This is a genomic window from Micromonospora endolithica (genome assembly GCF_003626595.1).
Classification (GTDB): Bacteria; Actinomycetota; Actinomycetes; order Mycobacteriales; family Micromonosporaceae; genus Micromonospora; species Micromonospora endolithica.
This window is the reverse complement of the sequence record NZ_RBAK01000001.1, coordinates 312,246-331,753: the sequence shown is the minus strand read 5'-3', so window position 1 is coordinate 331,753 and position 19,508 is coordinate 312,246. Positions and strand designations below refer to the sequence as shown.

General features: G+C 68.6%; 17 protein-coding genes. 13 read left to right on the top strand and 4 right to left on the bottom strand.

All coding sequences use genetic code 11. From position 1 onward, the window contains the following. Positions 1-1,176 precede the first annotated feature (1,176 nt). From D7223_RS01515 to D7223_RS01505, 3 genes are all read right to left on the bottom strand, one after another. Positions 1,177-3,165: an ATP-binding protein gene (locus D7223_RS01515; protein WP_238161450.1), complete on the bottom strand. Its 1,989-nt coding sequence runs from the start codon at positions 3,163-3,165 to the stop codon at positions 1,177-1,179. Further along, positions 3,162-3,560 carry a hypothetical protein gene (locus D7223_RS01510; protein WP_147252441.1) on the bottom strand — a complete coding sequence of 133 codons (399 nt, stop codon included), beginning with the start codon at positions 3,558-3,560 and terminating at the stop codon, positions 3,162-3,164. The genes D7223_RS01515 and D7223_RS01510 overlap by 4 nt, the downstream gene beginning before the upstream one ends. Before the next feature lie 206 nt (positions 3,561-3,766). Beyond that, entirely contained in the window at positions 3,767-5,014 is a 1,248-nt protein-coding gene (locus D7223_RS01505; protein ID WP_120723980.1) for a dsDNA nuclease domain-containing protein, read from the bottom strand. Positions 5,015-5,396: 382 nt separating this feature from the next. On the opposite strand from D7223_RS01505, the gene D7223_RS01500 reads away from it, so the two are divergent. After that, positions 5,397-6,860: an NF041680 family putative transposase gene (locus tag D7223_RS01500; RefSeq protein ID WP_120723978.1), complete on the top strand. Its 1,464-nt coding sequence runs from the start codon at positions 5,397-5,399 to the stop codon at positions 6,858-6,860. Positions 6,861-6,882: 22 nt separating this feature from the next. Here D7223_RS01500 and D7223_RS01495 read toward each other — a convergent pair whose 3' ends face one another. After that, a complete protein-coding gene (locus tag D7223_RS01495; RefSeq protein ID WP_120723976.1) occupies positions 6,883-7,197 on the bottom strand; it encodes a helix-turn-helix domain-containing protein in 315 nt (104 codons plus the stop codon). A 455-nt stretch (positions 7,198-7,652) separates the two neighbouring features. Here D7223_RS01495 and D7223_RS01490 point away from each other — a divergent pair, with 455 nt between their 5' ends. The 12 genes from D7223_RS01490 to D7223_RS01435 all read left to right on the top strand — a co-directional run bounded on the left by D7223_RS01490 (position 7,653) and on the right by D7223_RS01435 (position 19,490). Next, positions 7,653-8,705, top strand: coding sequence for a MinD/ParA family ATP-binding protein (locus D7223_RS01490; protein ID WP_147252442.1), 1,053 nt, complete (start codon positions 7,653-7,655; stop codon positions 8,703-8,705). A 26-nt stretch (positions 8,706-8,731) separates the two neighbouring features. Then, positions 8,732-9,103, top strand: a complete 372-nt coding sequence (locus D7223_RS01485; RefSeq protein WP_238161448.1) for a hypothetical protein — start codon at positions 8,732-8,734, stop codon at positions 9,101-9,103. Positions 9,104-9,114: 11 nt separating this feature from the next. Next, entirely contained in the window at positions 9,115-9,822 is a 708-nt protein-coding gene (locus D7223_RS01480) for a hypothetical protein (protein ID WP_147252443.1), read from the top strand. A gap of 202 nt (positions 9,823-10,024) precedes the next feature. Continuing rightward, on the top strand, positions 10,025-11,896 hold the full coding sequence (locus D7223_RS01475; protein WP_147252444.1) for a hypothetical protein: 1,872 nt from the start codon (positions 10,025-10,027) through the stop codon (positions 11,894-11,896). A gap of 17 nt (positions 11,897-11,913) precedes the next feature. Further along, complete coding sequence (locus D7223_RS01470) at positions 11,914-13,410, top strand: SCO6880 family protein (protein WP_120723967.1); 1,497 nt, start codon at positions 11,914-11,916, stop codon at positions 13,408-13,410. Beyond that, a complete protein-coding gene (locus D7223_RS01465; protein ID WP_238161447.1) occupies positions 13,407-14,981 on the top strand; it encodes a hypothetical protein in 1,575 nt (524 codons plus the stop codon). Before D7223_RS01470 ends, D7223_RS01465 begins: the two co-directional genes overlap by 4 nt. Further along, a complete protein-coding gene (locus D7223_RS01460) occupies positions 14,981-16,834 on the top strand; it encodes a type IV secretory system conjugative DNA transfer family protein (RefSeq protein WP_238161446.1) in 1,854 nt (617 codons plus the stop codon). The genes D7223_RS01465 and D7223_RS01460 overlap by 1 nt, the downstream gene beginning before the upstream one ends. Further along, positions 16,834-17,430, top strand: coding sequence for a hypothetical protein (locus D7223_RS01455; RefSeq protein WP_120723965.1), 597 nt, complete (start codon positions 16,834-16,836; stop codon positions 17,428-17,430). Before D7223_RS01460 ends, D7223_RS01455 begins: the two co-directional genes overlap by 1 nt. After that, the gene (locus tag D7223_RS01450) at positions 17,427-17,687 is read left to right on the top strand and encodes a hypothetical protein (protein WP_120723963.1); all 261 of its coding nucleotides are present in this window, start codon (positions 17,427-17,429) and stop codon (positions 17,685-17,687) included. The genes D7223_RS01455 and D7223_RS01450 overlap by 4 nt, the downstream gene beginning before the upstream one ends. Further along, positions 17,684-17,905 (top strand): hypothetical protein, encoded by a 222-nt coding sequence (locus D7223_RS01445; protein WP_120723961.1) that lies wholly within the window; start codon positions 17,684-17,686, stop codon positions 17,903-17,905. Before D7223_RS01450 ends, D7223_RS01445 begins: the two co-directional genes overlap by 4 nt. Beyond that, positions 17,902-18,408: a hypothetical protein gene (locus D7223_RS32400; protein ID WP_147442465.1), complete on the top strand. Its 507-nt coding sequence runs from the start codon at positions 17,902-17,904 to the stop codon at positions 18,406-18,408. Before D7223_RS01445 ends, D7223_RS32400 begins: the two co-directional genes overlap by 4 nt. Beyond that, positions 18,405-19,490, top strand: coding sequence for a M23 family metallopeptidase (locus D7223_RS01435; protein WP_120723957.1), 1,086 nt, complete (start codon positions 18,405-18,407; stop codon positions 19,488-19,490). The genes D7223_RS32400 and D7223_RS01435 overlap by 4 nt, the downstream gene beginning before the upstream one ends. Positions 19,491-19,508 lie beyond the last annotated feature (18 nt).

Sequence of the window (19,508 nt, the reverse complement as noted above, 5' to 3'; positions counted from 1 at the left end):
CCTTGAGCGCGCCGTGGCGGACTTCTGCATGACCGGCTCTTTCTCTCAATGGAGTGGTGCGGACCTGCCGCAGTTGGGAAAGGAGCAGTAGCCATTGGCTCCTTGGATGTAGGGGTGGCTCTGGCTGGTGGTCGACGAGCGTCGCGCGGTGGGGCGTTGTTTGGTGTTTGAATCCGGTCCGGTGGTCGGACTAGATTTGTTCGGTTGCCGTACTAGCTCTAGTTCTGTGGCCGAACCAGCTACCGTTTGTGGAGGAATTCGAAGGCGATAGGCGGTCCTTGCTTTCTTGCGGCGAGCGTCATCTACCTTTGGCCTGAATCGTGTGACCCAGCCCAACTCCTCAAGCCGGTTCAGCCAGACAGTGATTGTGGAGCGGGCCATTCCGGTTGCCTGTTCCAGGTCTGTCAAGCTTGGTGAGAACTGCGGCGGGATCACCGCGGTTGAAGTGTCTGTCCAGGTCAAGAGTGTGAGGATAAGATGGCGTCCGGAAGGGCTGAGGCGGCAGTCAGCGTCTCGAACTGCGCGCTCCACGGCCCATCGCTCTACCATGCAGTTCATCCTTCCCGGTCGTCGCGTGCGGTCGGCGGCGCTGATCCGCTTGGCGCCTGAGCCCGTGACCGTAGTGGTGCGCTCTTGTTCTGGCCAGGCGCGGAGCTGCTTGTCTAGCGTGCTTGGGGGGTCGACGGCGACGGTGACCTGTGGTTTCGGCTCCGGCGGAGATACGGCCATGGTTGGCTGCATTAATAGGTGGTTCGTGCCGGGGCAATCAGAGATGGACCCCGATCGAGGAGCCCTCGGCATCGGGAGCGGACTGAGAGGGCTCCATCTCGACCGGCGACGGCGGTGGAGCGCGTCGACGCCTGCTTCCGGGTGTACCTCAGTCGGCAGGGGGCACCCCAAGCGGAGCCCATCAACGCCACCAGCAAGAGTCGCGACCATCCCGGGCAGCGTCAAACCTTGACCCACAGTTGGTGGCGATCAAAAGGCAACGGGCTAACCAAGTGAACGCGCCCTCATGATGTAGGCGTAGGGACTCAGCTTAGCTAGGTGTCAGCTTGGCGAAACTCGCTGCTGCCGCCACACCCGCTAGGAGAGCATCAATCGGGTCGCCCTTCCGCTGGGTCCGTACAGCCCTCGTCGCGCAGCGATCGAGCAGGCCGCGAAGACCAGAACCGCTCACGGCTCGACTTCGTCCGGCTCGGAACTCGGTGACGGATTCGGAGTTCGGATGAGACGATCCTCTTGGGTCAGTTCAAGAGCAATACGTTCAACGAGTTCAAGGATAATTTCGCGGGAGAGCTCGTTGTCGACCGCGATGATTTGTAGCGCCCCTCGATATGAGTTATCGGCTGCCACTTCACTGAGAAGTCGGTAGGCGTCACGAATGCGGTCAAAGCTCAAGCCCTCTTGTCCGCTGTTGGCCGAAATGCCGTCAAGGATGAGAAGGCCGGGCAATGGAAGGTTTCGGTCGATCGCCACTGTGTGGTGTGCGAGCGCGTGCGCGATGTTGACGAGTGTCTTGAGGCCTTGGCTGGATAGTTCGTCGAAGCTGCGGCCGGAGACTTCGGGCAGGTACGTCTTTCGGTTGATTTTAACTGTAAGTTCCTGGCCGAGGTCTGGGATGCGAAGTTGCTGCAGGTATTCGAGCATCCGTTTTTCGAGGGCTTTAACGTTCTCTTCCGCATCGTATTGAGAGAGTTCGCGCTCACTGATGCGGATCCTGAGATCTTCTTGCTGAGCTTCAAGCTCATCGCGGCTGGCGATTTGTTGCTCGTGCCGCCGAAGGAGGTCGGCGTATTCACGGAGGCGCTTGATGTCGGCCTCGAGCTGAGCTTGCCGGGTGGCTTGATGCTCGATTTGTGCAGCGTGATCGGAGACGAAGGCTTGGGTGCGCTGGTCGAGGTCGTCGGCTAGCTCGGCGATGAGCTGGTCGAGCCGGCTTGCCTCGTACGCGAATCTTTCGAGAGCGCGCCGACGTCCTTCGAGGACTTCGTTGGTTTCTGTGATCTGACTCGCGATACGGTCCTGCTCGCTCAGCAGCTCGGCTTCGGATGGCGCTGGCCGCGGCTGTTGCAGGCACAGGTAGCAGAGGTGCGGATCGGTCCTTGCTGGTTCGACATCGTTGCCGCAGCGGGGACAGACCACGAAGTCGAAATCCACAAGCCACTCGCCGGCGACGATGGCGCGAGTGAGGCGGGCGGACTGACTGCTCAGTTGCCTGACCAGATCGTTGAGGTCTTTGATCTGCGCCTGGAGCCGAGACATGCGATCGGCGATGTCGGCGCGACGGCTGCGTGCGGCGAGCAGGTCTTCTCGTGCCTGCTGGACGCCGGGGACGTCGGTGATTGCGCTTCCGAGAGCTCGGCGTTGTTCGAGGACGTGGTCGAGCTCTGTCGTGCTGGCCGCCAGTTGCAAGTCAAGGGTGGCGAGGTCCGCGAAGGGAGTGTCCTTGAGAAAGTGGGCGCGGACCTCAGCGTCGTGTTCGAGGGAGTCGAGCTGTCGTTGCAAGTGGCGCAGGTGGGCGTTGAGGCGGGCGAGTTCGGGTTCGTAGTAGCCGTAGGCGATCTCGAAGACCCAGCGGCGTTTGACATCGCGGAAGTGGCGTTTGTGTCCGAAGACTTCGGTGTCGAGCTCGTCGCCGGTGACGATGCAGTATCCAAGCCAGTCGGTCATGGTGACCGGGCTCTGCACACCGGTGGGGTCAGTTCGGGCTTGGGGAACGCTGATTTCTGGGATATCGAGTTGGTCGAGTAGGAAGGTGCTGTAGGTGCGAGCTGAGCGTGCAACGGGGAGCCGTACTGATAGGGCTTCACGGCCTGGCTCGCTTTCATCTTCGCTGATCTCGACGAGTGCGTCGCTGGTAGTGGTTCGGGGTCGGTAGATCTTCCATGCGCGGTCGCCGAGCATGACGTGTCCGCGGATGGCGTCGATGTAGTCGACTTCGGGTGGTAGATCCTTGGGCATGGTGCCGAGCAGCGCTCGGATCAGGCGGATGAGGGTGGTCTTGCCTGTGGTGATGTCGCCGACGATGTGGTTCAGGCCTGGATTGAAAGTGACCTCTCGGCCGCCGCCTACAAGATCTACTTGCAGTAGTTCGAGGCGATGTGGATGAGCCGGTTGGAGGTCCGTTTCCGGTCCTGGCCGGGTCGTGGTAGAGCTGCTCACGTCAGATCCTCGTGCCATGCGGCGTCGGCGATTTCGGGCAGTTCGTACAGGTAGTTCTTGAGCGTGTTTCCGGACTTATCGAGGTGGCGGCGAAGGAGGGTTAGCCGTTGGTTGATGTCGTCGAAGCTGCCGTCGGCGCGTAGGTGGGCTGCGAGGTCGGCGCCGGTGTTGGTGGTGCGGTAGCCGAAGCCGTTGCCGAGGGGGGCTACTACGACGAGGCCGCGGCCGATGAGGGATCCGAGGACGGCGTAGTAGGAGGGGTCCCATGGGCCGTAGCGGTAGCGCATCATGCGGGCGTCGAGGGGCGCCTCGTTGGGATCGACTTGCTCGATCTTGTCAGCGGTGACTCCCTGGGAAAGCAGAACGCGGCGTAGGTGGCGCGGGTAGCGGAGCAAGAAGTCAAGCTTGGCTAGTTTGACGCGGCCTTCGAGGTATCGGGCTTGGCCCCGGGCCTTGCGGCTGAAGGCGTCGATGAGCAGAAGGATTCGTGCCTCGGCTTCGCGTGAGGGTCGGAAGCGGGCTCGCGGTGATTGGTCTGCGTAGAGCGCCGGTGGCGCTGCACGCCTGGGCGGGGTGCCGGCCACGGGTCTCGTGCTGGGAATCACGAGAGACCCCAGTCGAAGCGGCAGAGGTCGGAGAGGTGCCCGAGGTAACCGAAAATGAGTTCTTCGTCTTGGTGGAGCAAGGGTTGCCGATCGCATTGGGCGAGATCGTGGGGGCGGGCACGCAAGTCTGCGGCGATAGCTTCGGCGGGGCGGCCGGCAGCGACGGGGTTCCCGACGGCAGAGAGCTTGATGCGAGTAGAGGTGGCTTGGGCCATGCGGAGCACGCGACGGGCAAGGTCTTCAAGTTCGGGCTCTGCGTTGTCGCGACTGGCGAGTAGGAGTTGGCGCTGGACTTCCATGGTGGCCCGCAGTTCCTGAACATCTTCGATGAGCGTTGTGCTGGCACCTGCAGCTCTCATCTTCAGTTCCATCAGCGATGTTGCGGATCCACCCGCCATGCGCGCGAGGAGTTGATGTTGTCGTTCACCGGGTAGGGGCGGGGTGATCGCTGTGAGCATGCCGCGGCTGAGAGTCTGGTTGTGTATGGGCTCGATGTCTGACCAGCCCGGCTCTCCTGGATGCGGGAGGTCGTGACTCACGTGCGGAAGCGCTGCGGCCAGGATCGCTTGAATCGATGCCGGTTGGTCGGCGCCGCCAGTTTGTGCAGCGCTCGCGGCTATTAGGAGTCGTTCGTAGAGGTGCAGCACTTCCTGATGAGACAGTGCCGGCCACAGGGCTGACATTTCCCACATCGCCACCTTGTCGATGTACATCTGGGTTGGCTGCCCCGGCTCGATGACTAGGCGCTGCAGGAAGTCGTCCACCCAGGCTTTGATGAGGCCATGCGAGACGAGGCGACCGCGGACGTCATTGCTTGCTGTGGTGGGGTCACGCACGAAGCTGGCGATGTCCGCCTTGGGTCCCGTCGTTCCTTCGAGCCAGAGTTCGTAGCTGCAGAGTTCGTGGCACTTGGCTTTGCGCGCGCTCACGTAAGACCGGACCAGCGCGTCGAGTCCGCTGTCGCACATGGCGGCGACGCTCCACGAGCCCTTGTCACGGGTCTTGAGTTGAATGAGGCGGACCTTGTCGGAGTGGACAAGGGCAAGGTCCTCGATCTGCTCGCAAACGGCGAAGGCGGGTCCGTCTTGATCCCGCAAGCAGGTTAGCCACTGTCGCACCACTTGTTTTGCCTGCCAGACGTAGCGAGCGAAGGTCTCGAGTCCGGTGGGGTCGTTCGTGATCTTGGCGATCGTGGCGAGGTTGCCAAGGCCGGGAATCAGCTCTTGCTTTGTTGCCTCCGTCACCCGAAAGACCCTCCCACCTGGCGCAACGTCGAGGGCCACACCAGAATCACGTGGCGTAGTGGTCCTACTACTCTGGGAAGATGATGTTAACGGATCGGATCGTTGCAGGTCGACCCGTCGCACCCGGTCTGTTCGGCTGGTCTGTGGTAATGCAGGGCCGGTCCTCGGCGAGCCGTTCAGGTGACGTATCCGGCTCGCCGTTCTGGTAGCCACGATCGCTCGGCAGGCACGTTGGAGTTCACGGAGGCACATCCGGCGAAACCTCGCTAGCTTGATCTTTAACCCCGTGGGTCCTGTTGAGACCCCGGCCGAGCACGGAAACAGCCCTTGGTTGATGATCTTCTTGTCTAGGGAAGAACATCAATAACCAAGGGCTGTTCTGGTGATCAGTGTGCATGAACGTGGTCCGGCGGGTGTGGCCGGGGAGTTGGACAGGTTCCGGCGGGAGTTCTACGGATGTCTGACGGCGCGGGCTGATGCGTTGTTCGACCTGACCGACGCCGTGTTGTGCACCGACGGGCCGGTCCGGTCGCTGGTGGAGTTTTCGCTGGTGGGTGAACACCGCCGTGGCCACGGGGCGTTGTATGACGCCCTCGCCTGCGGGCGACTGGACATCGATCGGTTACGCACCGCCCTCGCCGGGGTGCCGTTGCCGCGGGCAGCTGATGGGCGTTTGGTCCTGGCGGTGGACGTCACCTGCTGGCTGCGGCCGGACGCCCACACCTCACCGCAGCGGATCCTGTGCCACACCTACGGCCGCGGCAAGGACCAGACCATCATGATCCCGGGCTGGCCGTATTCGATGGTCGTGGCCCTGGAATCGGGTCGCAGTTCGTGGACCGCGCCGCTGGACGCGGTGCGGCTGGCGCCTGGTCACGACGCGGCCACGGTCACCGCTGGGCAGGTGCGCGACATTGTGGGTCGTCTGATCGCGGCCGGGCAGTGGCAGCCCGGTGACCTGGAGATCCTGATCGTGGCCGACGCCGGCTACGACGCGCCCCGGCTGGCGTTCTTCCTGCGTGATCTGCCCGTGCAGGTCCTCGCGCGGATGCGCTCAGATCGGGTTCTCCGCCGGGCCGTGCCACCTCGGCAGCCCGCGACGATCGGCCGGCCACCCCGTCACGGCGGCGAGTTCATCTTCGGCCACCCTGCGACCTGGGGTGAGCCGGACGCGGCCACCGTTGCCGACACCCGTCTCTACGGCAGGGCGTGGGCCCGAGCCTGGGACCGGTTGCACCCCCGGTTGACCCACCGATCCGCCTGGATCGACTCGGCGAAGGTGCTGCCGGTCATCGAGGGAACCGTCATCCGCCTGGAAGTTGGACATCTGCCCAGCGGCGCGACCCCCAAGCCGGTCTGGCTGTGGTGGTCCGGCGTCGACGCCACGACTGCCGACGTCGACCGGCTATGGCAGACGTTCCTACGCCGCTTCGACATCGAACACACGTTCCGCCTGTTCAAACAGACCCTCGGCGGGACCTGCCCCAAGATCCGCACCCCGCAAGCCGCCGACCGCTGGACCTGGCTGATCCTCGCCGCCTACACCCAACTCCGGCTGGCCCGCGCCCTCACCACCGACCTGCGCCGCCCCTGGGAGAAACCCGCACCACCGCAGCGTCTCTCGCCCGCCCGCGTCCGCCGAGGGTTTCGGCACCTGCGCGCGAAGACCACCAGTCCGGCCGGTGCACCCAAACCCTCCCGGCCAGGACCAGGACGACCACCCGGACGCCGCAACAACCACCCCACCCCTCGATACGACGTCCACATCGCGACCACCACGAACGCCAAGACATCGCCCGCAAAGAAGTCGAAGACTGTCAATCCCCGTCCACGCCGCACAGGTTAAAGATCCAGTTAGGAACTCCGAATTACTCGGCTGCGTACTTGCTTCCTCGCGGCGAGTTGGGTGGGGTTTGCGCGGCTTGCTCCATGGTCAGGATGTTCTGGATGATCGCGGCGATGCCTTCGCGCGCTCCGGGCGAGAGCTTTTCGAGGGACCGTGTCAGCACCTGCACCTCAGCGCTGCTCTGTGAGGAGTCCAGGAAGAAGGCCGGCGAGACGCCGAAGAACTCAGCCAGGGCCGTCAGTGTCGCAGCTGTCGGATTGTTGTGCTCGCCCGTGCGCAGTCTCCGCAGGGTCTCCGTAGAGATGCGATGACCTCGGTCTTTCAGTGCCTCGGACACCTCGGCGTCCGTGTACGGACCCCGGCCCTTCGGGTGGTGGTGGGCATACAGGTACAGAAGTCGATCTCTGATGAGTGCTGAGCCCGAGCCACCCGGTGGGTCCTCGTTCGGTGTCGCCATGACGCCCCCGACTGCGACTAGAGTTGGTCGGAACCCAACTTTGTGTGGAAGTTTCACGCCGGCTGTGCTTAACTCTCAGTGCCTGATCCACACCAAGTTGGACGAACGCCAACTTGGTGGGTTGAGGGTAGCGCATCGGTCGGCCTCACTGGAGGGGTTGTGGGGCTCCGATTCGCTTCGTTGAGGGACTGTGACGCCTGGGGTGACACGGTTCCTGATGGCCTGCTCGTGTGGTCGACGTCCAGGTCGTGACAGTAACGGGGGACCGGCCGGCGGCGGGCTATGTCGTCGTCGCGGGCCAGTGCTGTACGGCAAGCCTTCGGAGGGAGGCGGACGTGTCGGATCCATCGACTGACCCGGCAGGCCATCTCGCCGGCACCGGGACTTCTTCGGAGGTGACGGGCGCCGGCGAGCGGGGGAGGCTGGCGGAGCGGGCGACGCTCGCTTCGCCAGCTGAACTCGACCAGGCGGCGGGGCGCGGCGTAAGTATGGACAGTGTCGGGCCGTGGTGGGCCTCAGACCTGGCGCGGGGGCCACGGGTGATCCCTCGCGAGTTTGGTGGCGGCAGCCAGGCTGAGTCGCTGTGGCTGCGCGCGTCGTTGCTGCGCCGGGGCTGCCCCTTGGTGAGCGTCTCGTCAGCGGATGGCGGTGTCGGGCGTTCGACCCTGACGGCGGCGCTCGGCGGTGTCTTGGCGCTCGCGAGCCCCGCTCCGATCGTCGCGGTGGACGTAACCGCGCGTGCGTGGGGCGGGCTGGGTCACCGCGTGGTCCGAGGCAGTGCGGCGTCGGCGTGGGACGCGAGCGTCGCGGAGACGAAGCTGGCTGACCCGCGGGTCGCCGAGGAGCTGATGCAGCGAGGGCCAACTGGTCTGCGCGTTCTGGTCGGTGAAAGCAAGATGTCGGCGCAGCGGCGTCCTCCGACGTGGTCGGAGATGTTCGGGGTCATCGGCCATCTGCGGTCGGTGTACGCGATGGCGTTGCTGGATCTTCCTGCGGCGGACAACACGCCGACGTGGCGGGCGTTGGGGTGGGCGACGGTGCCGGTGCTGGTGAGCCGGGCGACCGTCGATGCTCTTCAGCACACCATGCGGCTGTTGGCGCATCTCAAGGCAGCGGGGCTGGATCAGGTGGCCGAGTCTGCGGTGGTGGTGGTCATGACGACCACCCATTCCACCGCGCGGGAGGTTCGCGCGGTCGAACAGTTGGCGCGACAGGCGGCGACGCATCTCGTCCGCGTGCCCTTCGACCCGGTGCTCGCGCGTCCTGACCCGCTCGATCCGCGGTCGTTGAGTAAGGCCACGCGATCGGCGTTGACCGAGGTCGCCGCAGCGGTTGTCGACCGTTGCCCCGCTGACCTTGGCCCGCACGAGGGGGCTTCTGTCGCCTGAGGACGGCGACCTCACACGGGGAGGAAATGGTTGTGTTTGTGCACTGGGTAGCTGCCGTGTTGACGGCGCGGGCGCCTGCGGTGATGGCGGTGCTGGCACCGGATCCGACGCCGACGCCGTCCGGCGGGGGGTTCGACTTCGGCCGGATCAGCCCTGACCCTGCGGCCGTCCCGCGCTCGGACCTGTTCTACAAGCTCGCCAACGCCGCGCTGTTCCTCGGGGTGATTTCCGCGGTGGCGGGCCTTGCGGCGGGCGCGATCGCGTTCGGGATCGGACCGATTTTCGGTGCGCACATCATCAGTGATCGAGGTAAATCGATGATGTGGAAGGCCGGTCTGGTGGCGATCGTCGTGGGCTCGGCGACGTCGATCATCGCGTTCCTGCTGAGCGAGATTTAGGGGTGGCTCGCATGCGGGAATCGGCTTACAAGACGACCGACGGTCGGCGCGGTACGGCGACCGTGTTTCTGCTCCTTGTCGCCGTCGTGGTCGCGGGAACGGCGGTCTTCGTTGCAGGACGCGCCAGCGCACCTGAACGGGCCGCGCCCGAACGCTACAGCGATCGTCTCGTCAGGGGGGTGCCGGTCGGCTTCGCCGGCACGCCACGTGGCGCGGGGGACGCGGCGGCGGCGTACGTGGTGGCACTGGCCGCCGCAGCGGGCCGCCCGGATGTCGAGCGGCAAGCGCTGATCGACAACATCGCCGTGGACGGTTCCGGCCCGGCGGTGGCCGAAATGATGGGCGCAGGATCGCCGCCGGCGGACTCTACGGGGATCTCCCAGTCGCTGACCGCCCGGGTGTGGATCGCCGAGGCGGACCTCAACGAGCAGGTGCCGCAGGGCGGCGAGGTGACGGCGCGGCTGCTGGTGTGTGCGCTCACCGGGCCGATGAGCGACGGCGTCGTCGCCGGCCCGGAGACGGGCCTCGCGGGTGGCTGGTACGTGCAATCGGTGACGGTGCGCTGGACACAGAACCGCTGGCGGGTGGTGGCGGTGCAGCGGCCGGTGCCGGTGCCGCCGCCGGATCAGCGAGGCGCCCGCCGCGACGGTGGCCCGCGTGACACTCAGCCGTTGCTCGAGGTCCTCAGCGCGCGGTCGTGGGTGCCGGGGACGGTCTGATCTCATGTCCTGGATCGCTATCTGCCGCCGCGGAATCGGCACGGTTGCCGGCGTGCTGCTCCTGGTAGGCGTGGTAGCACCGCCCGATCCGGCCGCGGCGGCTCCAACCCCGGCCCCGTCTGCCTCGGCAGCCGAAGTGTGCCCTGCTCCGCCGTCTGCCGGGCGGCCACCGCAGCCCGGCAAAGAGCAGACGGCGCCGCAGGTGAACTGGTGTCTTCCGTGGGCCCGCTGGAGAGCCGGCGACGGGTGGATCACCGACTGCGGCAAGGCCGGCGGCGCGGTGGAGCAGGAACGCTGCGACGCGGTGTCGCTGACGGTGCAGTCACCGCCGCCAGAGGGCACACGGTCGGTCCTCGACGAGTCGCTACCGGCAGGCGGTGCCGCGCCGGTGAGGTGCGAGCGGTTCGCCGACCGCGCCGCCGAGGACGAGGGCAATGCGGATCGGTGGACGGCGAAGCAGCACCGGTGCGAGGCGGTGCGGGCGTCGCTGCTGCCGTTCTCGTCCCTCAAGCCGGCGGGCTGCAAGACGCTCGACGTCGGCTGCAAGGTCGGCGAGCAGATCAAGGACGTCGCCCGGTCGGGCTTCGAAGGGCTGGCGGACATTGCCGTGGCGGGGTTCGCGTGGATGTTGAGCAAGCTGGCCGAGGTGGTGTTCGAGCAGTCCTCCGCGGTGCCGGACGAGCCGTTCTACGGCGTCTACAACGACATCTCCGGGGTCCTGATCGTCGTGGTGCTGCTGTTCTTCCTCATCTCCACGGCCATCAGCGGACTGCGCCTCAACGGCCCCGGCCCGCTATCGAGCCTGGGTGGACTGGTCCGGGCCATGTTCGGCATCGCGTTCGCCGGCGGGATCGCCTACATCCTCATGGCGGCGTGGGACGAGGCGACCGTGGCGCTGATCGCCCGTAACCAGCAGCGCGACTGGCAACCCAGCATGTGGGTGGACGCGCTCAACGCGTTGACCGCGGACACCGGCACGATCCTGCTGGCTTTCGTCGTCGCGGTGATCAGCGTGATCGGCCTGGTGCTGGTGTTCGTGATGCTGCTGTTCCGGTCCCTGCTCGCGGCGGGCGCGGCGCTGTTCGGGGCGATGGCGATGACCGGTCAGGTGATGGCCGAGACCCGCTCGTGGGGACGCAAGTGGTTCTGGACCTGCAACGCCCTGGCCAGCAGCAAGTTCTTCATCGCCGCGCTGTGGATCTACGGCACACGCAGCGCCTACGAGAGCGACAACGTCATCAACGTGCTGCGCGGCATGTTCATCATCATCCTGATGGTGCTGGCGCCGTGGATCCTGCTGCGGTTGACGAGCATGTGGGACGGCTACCTGGCCGACGTCGACGCCCGCGGTTTCCTGGTCTCGGCGGCCGGCGCGGTGGGGATGGACGCCGCGGCGCGTCGCCTGACCGATCCGCTCAGCGGTGGTGGTGACGGCGGCGGCGGTCCGGAGGCCGCGTCGTTGATGCAGGGCAACTCCGATGCCATCCCCACGATTCCCACCGGTGATGCCGGCCCGTCCACCGGAGGCCCCAGCGCGGTGCCCGAAGCGGTGGACGCTCTCCACGCGGGCGGCGACGCTGAGCAGGTCGGACAGCCGACCGGTGAGCCAGACGGCGGGCACAACGGTGGGGAGAACGCCGACGAGGTCGAGGGCATCGAGCGGGACTCCCGCACCGCGCAGAGTGACGTGGCGAACGGTCAGCTCACCGCCCCCGGCGACGCGACGGGACAGTCTGCACTACCGGTCACACCGCCCGCCATCGGCGAGAAGGCCACCGGCGCGGACACCCCGCCAACCAGCAACCCGGACAACGCCGGCCCCGCCCAGGCGCCCACCGGCGGGGACACCGCCGGCTCGACCGGCCCGACGGCGGCCGGGCTGCCGCTGCCCCCGGCACCCACCCCCGAGTCGAGCGAGCACCACCCGTCGATCGAACCGCCCGGCTCCGGTCAACCTTCGACGGGCGGCACCGGCCCTGGCGCCGCCGGCCCTGGCGGCGCGGGTTCGGGTGCCGGCGGTGCCGGGGGCGCCGCTGCGGGCGGTGCCGCCGAGCTACCCATCATCCCGGTCTAGGTGAGGAGAGAGAGCAGGTGACCCAGTTCCAGTTCCCACCGCGGTCCACGCGCGGCTCGATCATGGGCTTCTCGTGGGGCCAGATCGGCATGGCCGTGGCCGGCGTGATCTGCCTGGTCATCGCCGCGAACCTCCTGGCGGCCGGCTGTCAGGGCACCGCCGGCGGCATGCTGCTGGCGGCATTGGTGCTGCTCACGGTGGGTCTGCTGCGGCTGCGGGGCCGCCGGGTCACCGAGTGGGCGCCCATCATTGCCGGCGCGCTGACCCAGCGGGCCGTCCGGCAAGACCGCTACCGCGGTGGTGTCTTCGCCGCCACCCCCGGCAGCACGCATCTGCACCTTCCGGGTCCGGCCGCCGGGTACCGCTGGCTGCCGGCGGTCGCCGCTGACGGGCTGACCGAGGTGGGGTTGCTGCATCACCGCCGGGAGAACACCGTTACCGCGGCGCTACTGTGCGCGGGCAGTAACCTGGTCTTGGCCGACATGTCGGTGCAGCAGCAGCGCTTGTCCGCGTGGGCGGACGTGCTGAACCTGCTGGGCACCGAGTACGCCGACGGCGGTCTGGCCAGGTGGGCGCTGACGGCCCGCGCGGTGCCGGACGCCGGGAACCGGGCGCAGCGCTACCTGGTGCAGGCGGCGGTCGACACCGACACGCCCGCGTACCGGTCCCTCGCCGAGTTGACCGCCGGGGCGGCCCCGTCGACGCAGCGCCACGAGGTGTACCTCAGCGTCGTGTTCGACACGAAGAAGCTGTCGGCGGAGATCGCCGACGCGGGCGGCACCGACGCGGCCATCGCCACCGTCGTGCTGGACAAGCTCGGCGGTGTGCGCGCCGCGGTCGGGGAGGCCGGCGTCGACACCGTGGGCTGGTTGACGCCCCGACAGTACGCGGCGGTGCTGCGCACCCAGTTCGACCCGGAGGACCAGCCGCATGTGGACATGCGGACCGCGACCACGGCAGGGGTGGCGCCGCACATGGCCGGGCCGATCGCCGCCGAGAGCGTCGGCTGGTCGTCCTACCGCCACGACTCCGGGTTCTCCCAAACCCTGTGGGTATACGAGATGCCGCGCCAGCCAGTCGCTATGACGTGGATGACCGCCCTGTTCACCCGCACCGCCGGCCGACGCGCGGTGACGGTCGTGGCAGAGCCGGTGCCCGCGCAACTGGCCCAGCTCGCGACGCGCCGCGACAAGGTAGCCCGCGCCGGTGACGAGATCACCAAACGCAAGATGCGGCTAGTGCGCACCGCCCGCGAAGACGACGAAGCCCGCTCGGTGGAGCAGGTCGACCGGGAGCAGGCCGCCGGGCACGTGCGCTACCGCTACGCGATCGTCGTCACCGTCACCGCCGGCAGCGAAGAGCAGCTGCGTCACGACGTCCGCGCCATTAAACGCGTCCTGGGACGCACCGGCTGCCAAGCCGTCGTTCTCTACGGCGAGCAGGACCAGGGCTTCGTCGCCGGAGCGCTGCCCCTGGCACGTGGGCTCAAGCCGATGCGGGGGTGGATGGCGTGAGCCGGGCACGGGTGCGGCGAGAAGGATCGCTCACGCAACGCATCGAACAGGCTGCGCAGCGGAGGGACCTCGCGGCGGCGCAGGCCGACCTGGCGCGCGAGCAACGCGCGCTGCGCCGGATATCGCAGCGGCTGCTGGGCCCGCCGCCGGTCGACGGGCGCGGCGCTCTCGGACGCGCGGCGGGGCGGGTGTTCTGGAGGCTGCGGCTGCCGCCGCTGGTCACCACCAGCGCGCAGCTGTGCAGCGTGTACCCGTTTGTCGCCGATCCCGGCCTCGGCGTGGACGGACCGCTGATCGGGCAGGAGGTGTACTCCCGGACCGGGTTCGTGTTCTCGATGCGGGAGCTGTACCGCGCCGGGGTGCTCAGCGCCCCGAACATGGTGGTCACCGGCGAGATCGGATCGGCGAAGTCGTCGCTGCTCAAGACCATCGCGTTCCGGGGCATCCCGTTCGGCACCCGCTTCTACATCGTTGACGTCAAAGGCGAATACGACGCCCTGGCCCAAGCCGCTGGGATCCGGCCGGTACGCATCGGTCCCGGTGCGGGCGTGGTGATGAACCCCCTCGCCGGCATCCGCCGCCAGCCGGGGCAGAGGGAGGAGCAGTGGCTGCAGATCCAGCGGGCCCGGCGGCTGCTGCTGCTCGAAGGACTCCTGGAGATCCAGCTCGGCGGGCCGTTGAGCGAGGCGGAGCGGTCGCTGACCGAATACGCCCTCGACGCGGTGACCCGTGGCGATGACGGCACCAGCGCCGGCCGGCTGGCCACCCCGACCCTGTCATTGGTGCTACGAGCGATGGGTGATCCGCAGGCGTGGGCGCACCGCCTCGCCGGGGTGCACTACCAGGTCGACCAGTTCGCTGCCGACAGCCGCCGGGTCCGCCTCGCGCTGGAGCGGCTGATCACGGGCGCCCTCGGCGGGATTTTCGACGCTCCGGCTGCGGCGACGCTGACGGTGGACTTCGACCAACCGGGGGCGATCCTCGACCTGCGGGCGGTGCGCACGTCGGATCAGATGACGGCGATGGCGATGACCTGCGCCCAATCCTGGCTGGAGGCGGAACTGACCCGCCCCGACGCACCACCCAGGGTGTGCCTGTACGACGAGTTCGCCCTGATCACCCGCCACCTCGGCCTGGTGCGGCGGATGCGCGAGCAACTGAAACTCGCCCGCGCGCTGGGCACAGAAAACATCCTGGCCTTCCACCGATTCTCGGACCTTGCGGCCAGCGGCAGCGCCGACTCCGAGCAGGTCCGCATCGCCCGCGGGCTGATCGAGGACACCGGCGTTCGGGTGTCCTACCGCCAGGCCGCCGGCTCGCTGGACGCCGCACGCGAGTTCTTGGGCACCACCGATGTGGAAACCAACCTGCTGCTGCACCTTCGGCGCGGCCTCGGGCTGTGGAAGGTCGGGCTGCGCTCCTACGTCGTCAAACACCAGCTCTCCCGGGTGGAGAAGGCGATGGTCGACACCGACAGCCGCATGCGCGTCGACCCGGATCGGCAAGGGCGGGAGCTGACCGACGCGGAGTACGAGGCGCGGGAGTCCGCCGCGGTGGGGCAGGTGCCGTGATGGCCGGCTCCCTCATGTCCCCCGGGCACCGGCTGCCCAAGCGCGGCATGCCGCGAGCCGACATCCTCGCCCGGCTGGCGCTGCTGGGCATCGCCGCGACGCTCGTCGTGCTGGGCACCTGCACGCTGTGGCTGGCCGGGCAGCTCGGCGGCCTGCTCACCCACGCGGCCTGGCCGGACACCTCCCCGACGGACGCGCCCGGCATCGCCGTCCGGATGATCCTCAACGGCGGGGACCCCGCTGCGGCGTGGCCCGCCGCCGCCCGCGCGGACCTGCCACCGACCAGCCTGCTGTACGTGCTGTGGCTCGTGCTGCTCAGCGCCGCCGTCGTGGGCCTCGCGGTGCCGGCGGTCCGCGTCGCGCAGCGACGGGTGCAGCGGCACGGATTCGCTCGCCGCAAGGACCTCGACCAGGTCGTGACCGCTGCGGCGGTGCTGCGCCGCGTCGACGTGCTGCGTCCCGCGCTGACCATCCGGGAGACCGACCGCCCCGAGATCGTGCAGGCCAAGACCCGGCGTCGCGCCGATCCGCTGGAGGTGGCGCGGCGCCTGGGCGACCACGCGCTCACCGGGGAGCCGCTGTACCTGGCCAACGAATACACCGAACTGCTCGCCGGCGCGGCCCGCTTCGCGGGCAAGACAAGCCGCTACGTCGTGCCCCGGGTCGCGGACGCCCGCGGCGCGGTCATCACCACCTCCACCCGCCTCGACGTCGCCGCCGTCACCTACGACCTGCGCGCGCAGATCGGCCCGACGTGGATCTTCGAACCGCAGGGACAGCTTCCCGGGGTTCCCCGGCTGCGGTGGTCCCCGATCGAGGGCGCGGAGGATCCCGACATCGCCGCGCTTCGGGCGAAAGGGTTCGCCGCCGGCGCCGGCCTCAAGGCCGACGTCGAGAACGGCCAATACTTCCAAGACCAAGCCGCGTCCATCATTCGCGGGCTACTCCACGCCGCCGCCCTCGACGAGAAGACCACCCTGACCGACGTCGCTGGCTGGGCGGCCAATCCCAGCGACGCTCGGGCGGAACGGATCCTTCGCCACCACCAGCAGACGGTGTGGGCCGACCGGTTGGCGTTTCACCGCGAATCCACCGGACGCAGCCGAGACGCCATCCAGTCCGTCGTCTTCGGCGCGCTGGACGCGTTCAGCAACCCGCGGATCCTGCACGCCTGCTCCCCGCCACGCGGGCAGCAGTTCCGGCCGGAGCCGTGGCTGGACGCCTCCGGCACCCTCTACCTGGTCGGCACCCGCAGCGGGCAGTCGCTGGTCGCGCCGCTGTTCGCCGCCATCGCCGAAGACATCATCTACCGCACCCTGCAACGCGCGCTGGTTGCCGTGGGCGGCCGGGTCGAGCCCTGCCTGTATCTAGTCGGAGACGAGATCACCAACATCGCGCCGCTGCCGTCGCTACCCGAGCTGGTGTCCGAGGGCGGCGGCTCCGGTATCGCCCTGTCGCTGTGCTGCCAGAACACCCACCAGTTGCAGCAGCGGTGGGGACGCGACGGCGGCCAGGCCCTGCGCGACGGCGTGAACGCCCGCTTCGTCATGGGCGGCATGCAGGATGTGTCCGCGCTCAAGGACGCACAGTCGCTGCTCGGGCAGGTGCAGGAAGTGACGTCGGCGGCGTCCTGGGGCGGCGGGCGCGCCAGCGTGCAGGAGAACAGCCGCCGAGAGAACCTGCTCGACCTCGCCGAGCTGCGCACCCTGCCCGCCGGCCACGCCCTGGTGCTGCTCGGGAACATGCCCCCCGTCGAAGTGGTCCAGCCGGCATGGTGGGAACGCCCGGACGCCGACCGGTTCCGCGCCGCGCAGGCCGCGTTCACCGCCCGCCTCGAAAGGCGGCGTTCCTGATGACGCAGCGCGCATTCCAGTTCGAGCTGCCGCAGCAAGCATCGGAGGAGCAGCGGGCGCTTGCGGAGCTCGCCGAACTCATCGACACCCTGCGCGGCAGCGTCGAGCAGCTCGCCGAGGCGCACGTCGCTCTCACCGACCGCGTCGACACGCTCGATGCACCGGGCGGGTGGGCGCCGGCGGGCTACTGCTGGCGCGACCTGGACGCCGATGCCGCGCGGCAGCTGTGGGCGTGGCTGGTCACGTGGACGCGGTGGCTCGTGGACCGCTACGGCCTGGCCCAGGACCTCGGGGCGTGCTGGCCGGCGCACCCGGCGCTGGTGGAAGAGCTGACCGCGCTGAGCGTGTCCTGGCACCACGCCTACTCGGGCAAGGCCGACCCGGACGCACCGCTGCGCTGGCACGAGGCGCTGCACCGCGCCCGGCACCGCTGGCAGGCATGGGACACCACCCGCTGCCGGCACGGCCACCACACACCCCGCAGCGGCGACACCATCTGGTCGCAGCCGTGGCCGGACGACGCCGAGCGGGCTGTCACCGATGACATCGGTGTCCGGCCACGCACGACGGCGCAACCGCAAGGAGGGACGACATGACGCAGCCAGCCGAGGTCACCAGCGTCTGGGACTGGCAACGCTTCGAAGCGGCCCTGTTCGGGCTGCGTACGGGCGTTGACACCCTGCAGGAGTACATCGCCGAGTTTCACGACGCGCGCCACGACTGGCGCGACGACCAGCAGGAGGACAGGCAGCAATGGGCGGAACTGGACGAGATGACGCGGCGGGAGACGGAGCTGGACTGGGCCAGCGACGGGCACCTCGACGGGGACTACACCCGCGACGTGGACGAATGAGCACCGCACGGACCGCGAAGGCGCCGATGGATCGCATCGGCGCCGGCCTGGAGCGGCTGCGCCACGACATCGACGCTCTCGTCGACGTGGTGACCCGCGATCCGCAAGCACGCCCGCAACTCGTGGACATCCATCACCAGGTGCGTCTGCTGGGCCAGCACCTCAACACCGCGCTCGGTGCGCCCGCCGAGCCGGTCCCGCCCGAGGAGCCGCGGTGAGTCGACGTCACGGTGTCAGGGCGGCCATCGCGGGGGTGGCCACGCTGTTGCTCACCGCGTGTACGTCGACCGGGCCCGCTCCAACCGCCAGCGCACCCGCTGGCGGACCGTCTACCGAACCGGCGGCGCGGGCTCGGACGCTGGCCCCCGATCCCGACGGTGTCCTGCCGGCCGCCTCCGGCACTGCCGATCCGGCAGCGACGACCACCGCCGTGCGGTTCGTGCGGGCCTGGGCCCGCCCCGAGCTGCCCGCCGACCGATGGTGGGCGGGCGTGCGCCCCTACTCCGTCGCCGCCTACGCGGACCTGCTGGCCACGGTGAACCCGGCGAACGTGCCCGCGACCCGGATCACCGGTCCGGGTCGGGCGGCGGCGGCCACCGCCGAGCGAACCGACGTCGACGTTCCCACCGACGCCGGGATGCTGCGGGTGGTGTGTGTGCGCAGCGGCGACCGGTGGCTCGTCGCCACGCTCGGCGTCCGCGAGGAGGCTGCGACCCGGTGAAACGCGGACAGGTCGCGCTCGGTGTGGCGGTCACAGCCGCGCTTCTGCTGCTGTGCGGACTGCCGCTGACGGTGGTGCTCACCGACGACGCTCCCGCAGCGGCGTGCACCGCCGCGGATCCGTCGCAGCAACCAGCCACCGGCGGTGTCGGGCAGGTGGGGCGGTGGAACGCCGAGCAGGTCGGCAACGCCGCGCAGATCGTCGCCGTGGGACGGCAGCTAGGTGTGCCGGCCCGGGGGTGGGTCATCGCGGTGGCCACGGCGATGGTGGAATCGAGCCTGCGGAACCTGCGCGGCGGTGACCGCGACTCCCTCGGGCTGTTCCAGCAGCGCCCCAGCCAGGGATGGGGCACGCCCGCGCAAATCCTCGACCCCGTCTACGCCGCCTCGAAGTTCTACGACAAGCTGCAGCGCATCAACGGGTGGGAGAGCCTGCCGTTGACCGTCGCCGCGCAACGCGTCCAGGTCTCCGCGTTCCCCGACAAGTACGGCGAGTACGAGCACGAAGCCGAGCAGGTCGTCGGCGCGGTGGCGGGCGTCGAATCGGTCGCCGACCTGCCCGGGGCAAGCCTCGCCCGATGCCCGGGCGGGCCGGCGACGGTGGGGGCGTCGGGGTGGACGGTGCCGCTACGCGCCGCGGTGGGAAGCGGCTACGGGCCGCGTAACGGCAGATTGCACGCCGGTGTCGACCTGAGCGTGCCGCGCAACACCGTCATCCACGCGGCCAGCGGCGGGCAGGTGGCGTGGGCGGGCTGCGACCCGAGCACCGGCAACTGCGACATCGACGGCAGCCCCGCCACCCGGGGGTGCGGCTGGTACGTCGACCTCGTGCACGCCGACGGGTATGGCACCCGGTACTGCCACATGATCCGCCGGCCCGACGTCACCGAAGGGGAGACCGTGCAGGCCGGCCAGCGGATCGGCCTGGTCGGCACCAGCGGCCACTCTTCCGGTCCGCACCTGCACTTCCAAACCCACCAGCGGGTCTGTTCCGGGTCGCGGTGCGACCTGGACAACTCCAACTCCACCGACCCGGTGCCGTTCATGCGTCAACGCGGCGCGGCACTTGGCGGAAGGAGGTGAGGCGTCAGCAGAAGACGG

Excerpts from the sequence above, each read along its gene's own strand:
- D7223_RS01455 (WP_120723965.1), top strand. The coding sequence starts at position 16,834 with ATGACGCAGCGCGCATTCCAGTTCGAGCTGCCGCAGCAAGCATCGGAG.
- D7223_RS01460 (WP_238161446.1), top strand. The coding sequence starts at position 14,981 with ATGGCCGGCTCCCTCATGTCCCCCGGGCACCGGCTGCCCAAGCGCGGC.
- D7223_RS01480 (WP_147252443.1), top strand. The coding sequence starts at position 9,115 with ATGCGGGAATCGGCTTACAAGACGACCGACGGTCGGCGCGGTACGGCG.
- D7223_RS01450 (WP_120723963.1), top strand. The coding sequence starts at position 17,427 with ATGACGCAGCCAGCCGAGGTCACCAGCGTCTGGGACTGGCAACGCTTC.
- D7223_RS01445 (WP_120723961.1), top strand. The coding sequence starts at position 17,684 with ATGAGCACCGCACGGACCGCGAAGGCGCCGATGGATCGCATCGGCGCC.
- D7223_RS01485 (WP_238161448.1), top strand. The coding sequence starts at position 8,732 with ATGGTTGTGTTTGTGCACTGGGTAGCTGCCGTGTTGACGGCGCGGGCG.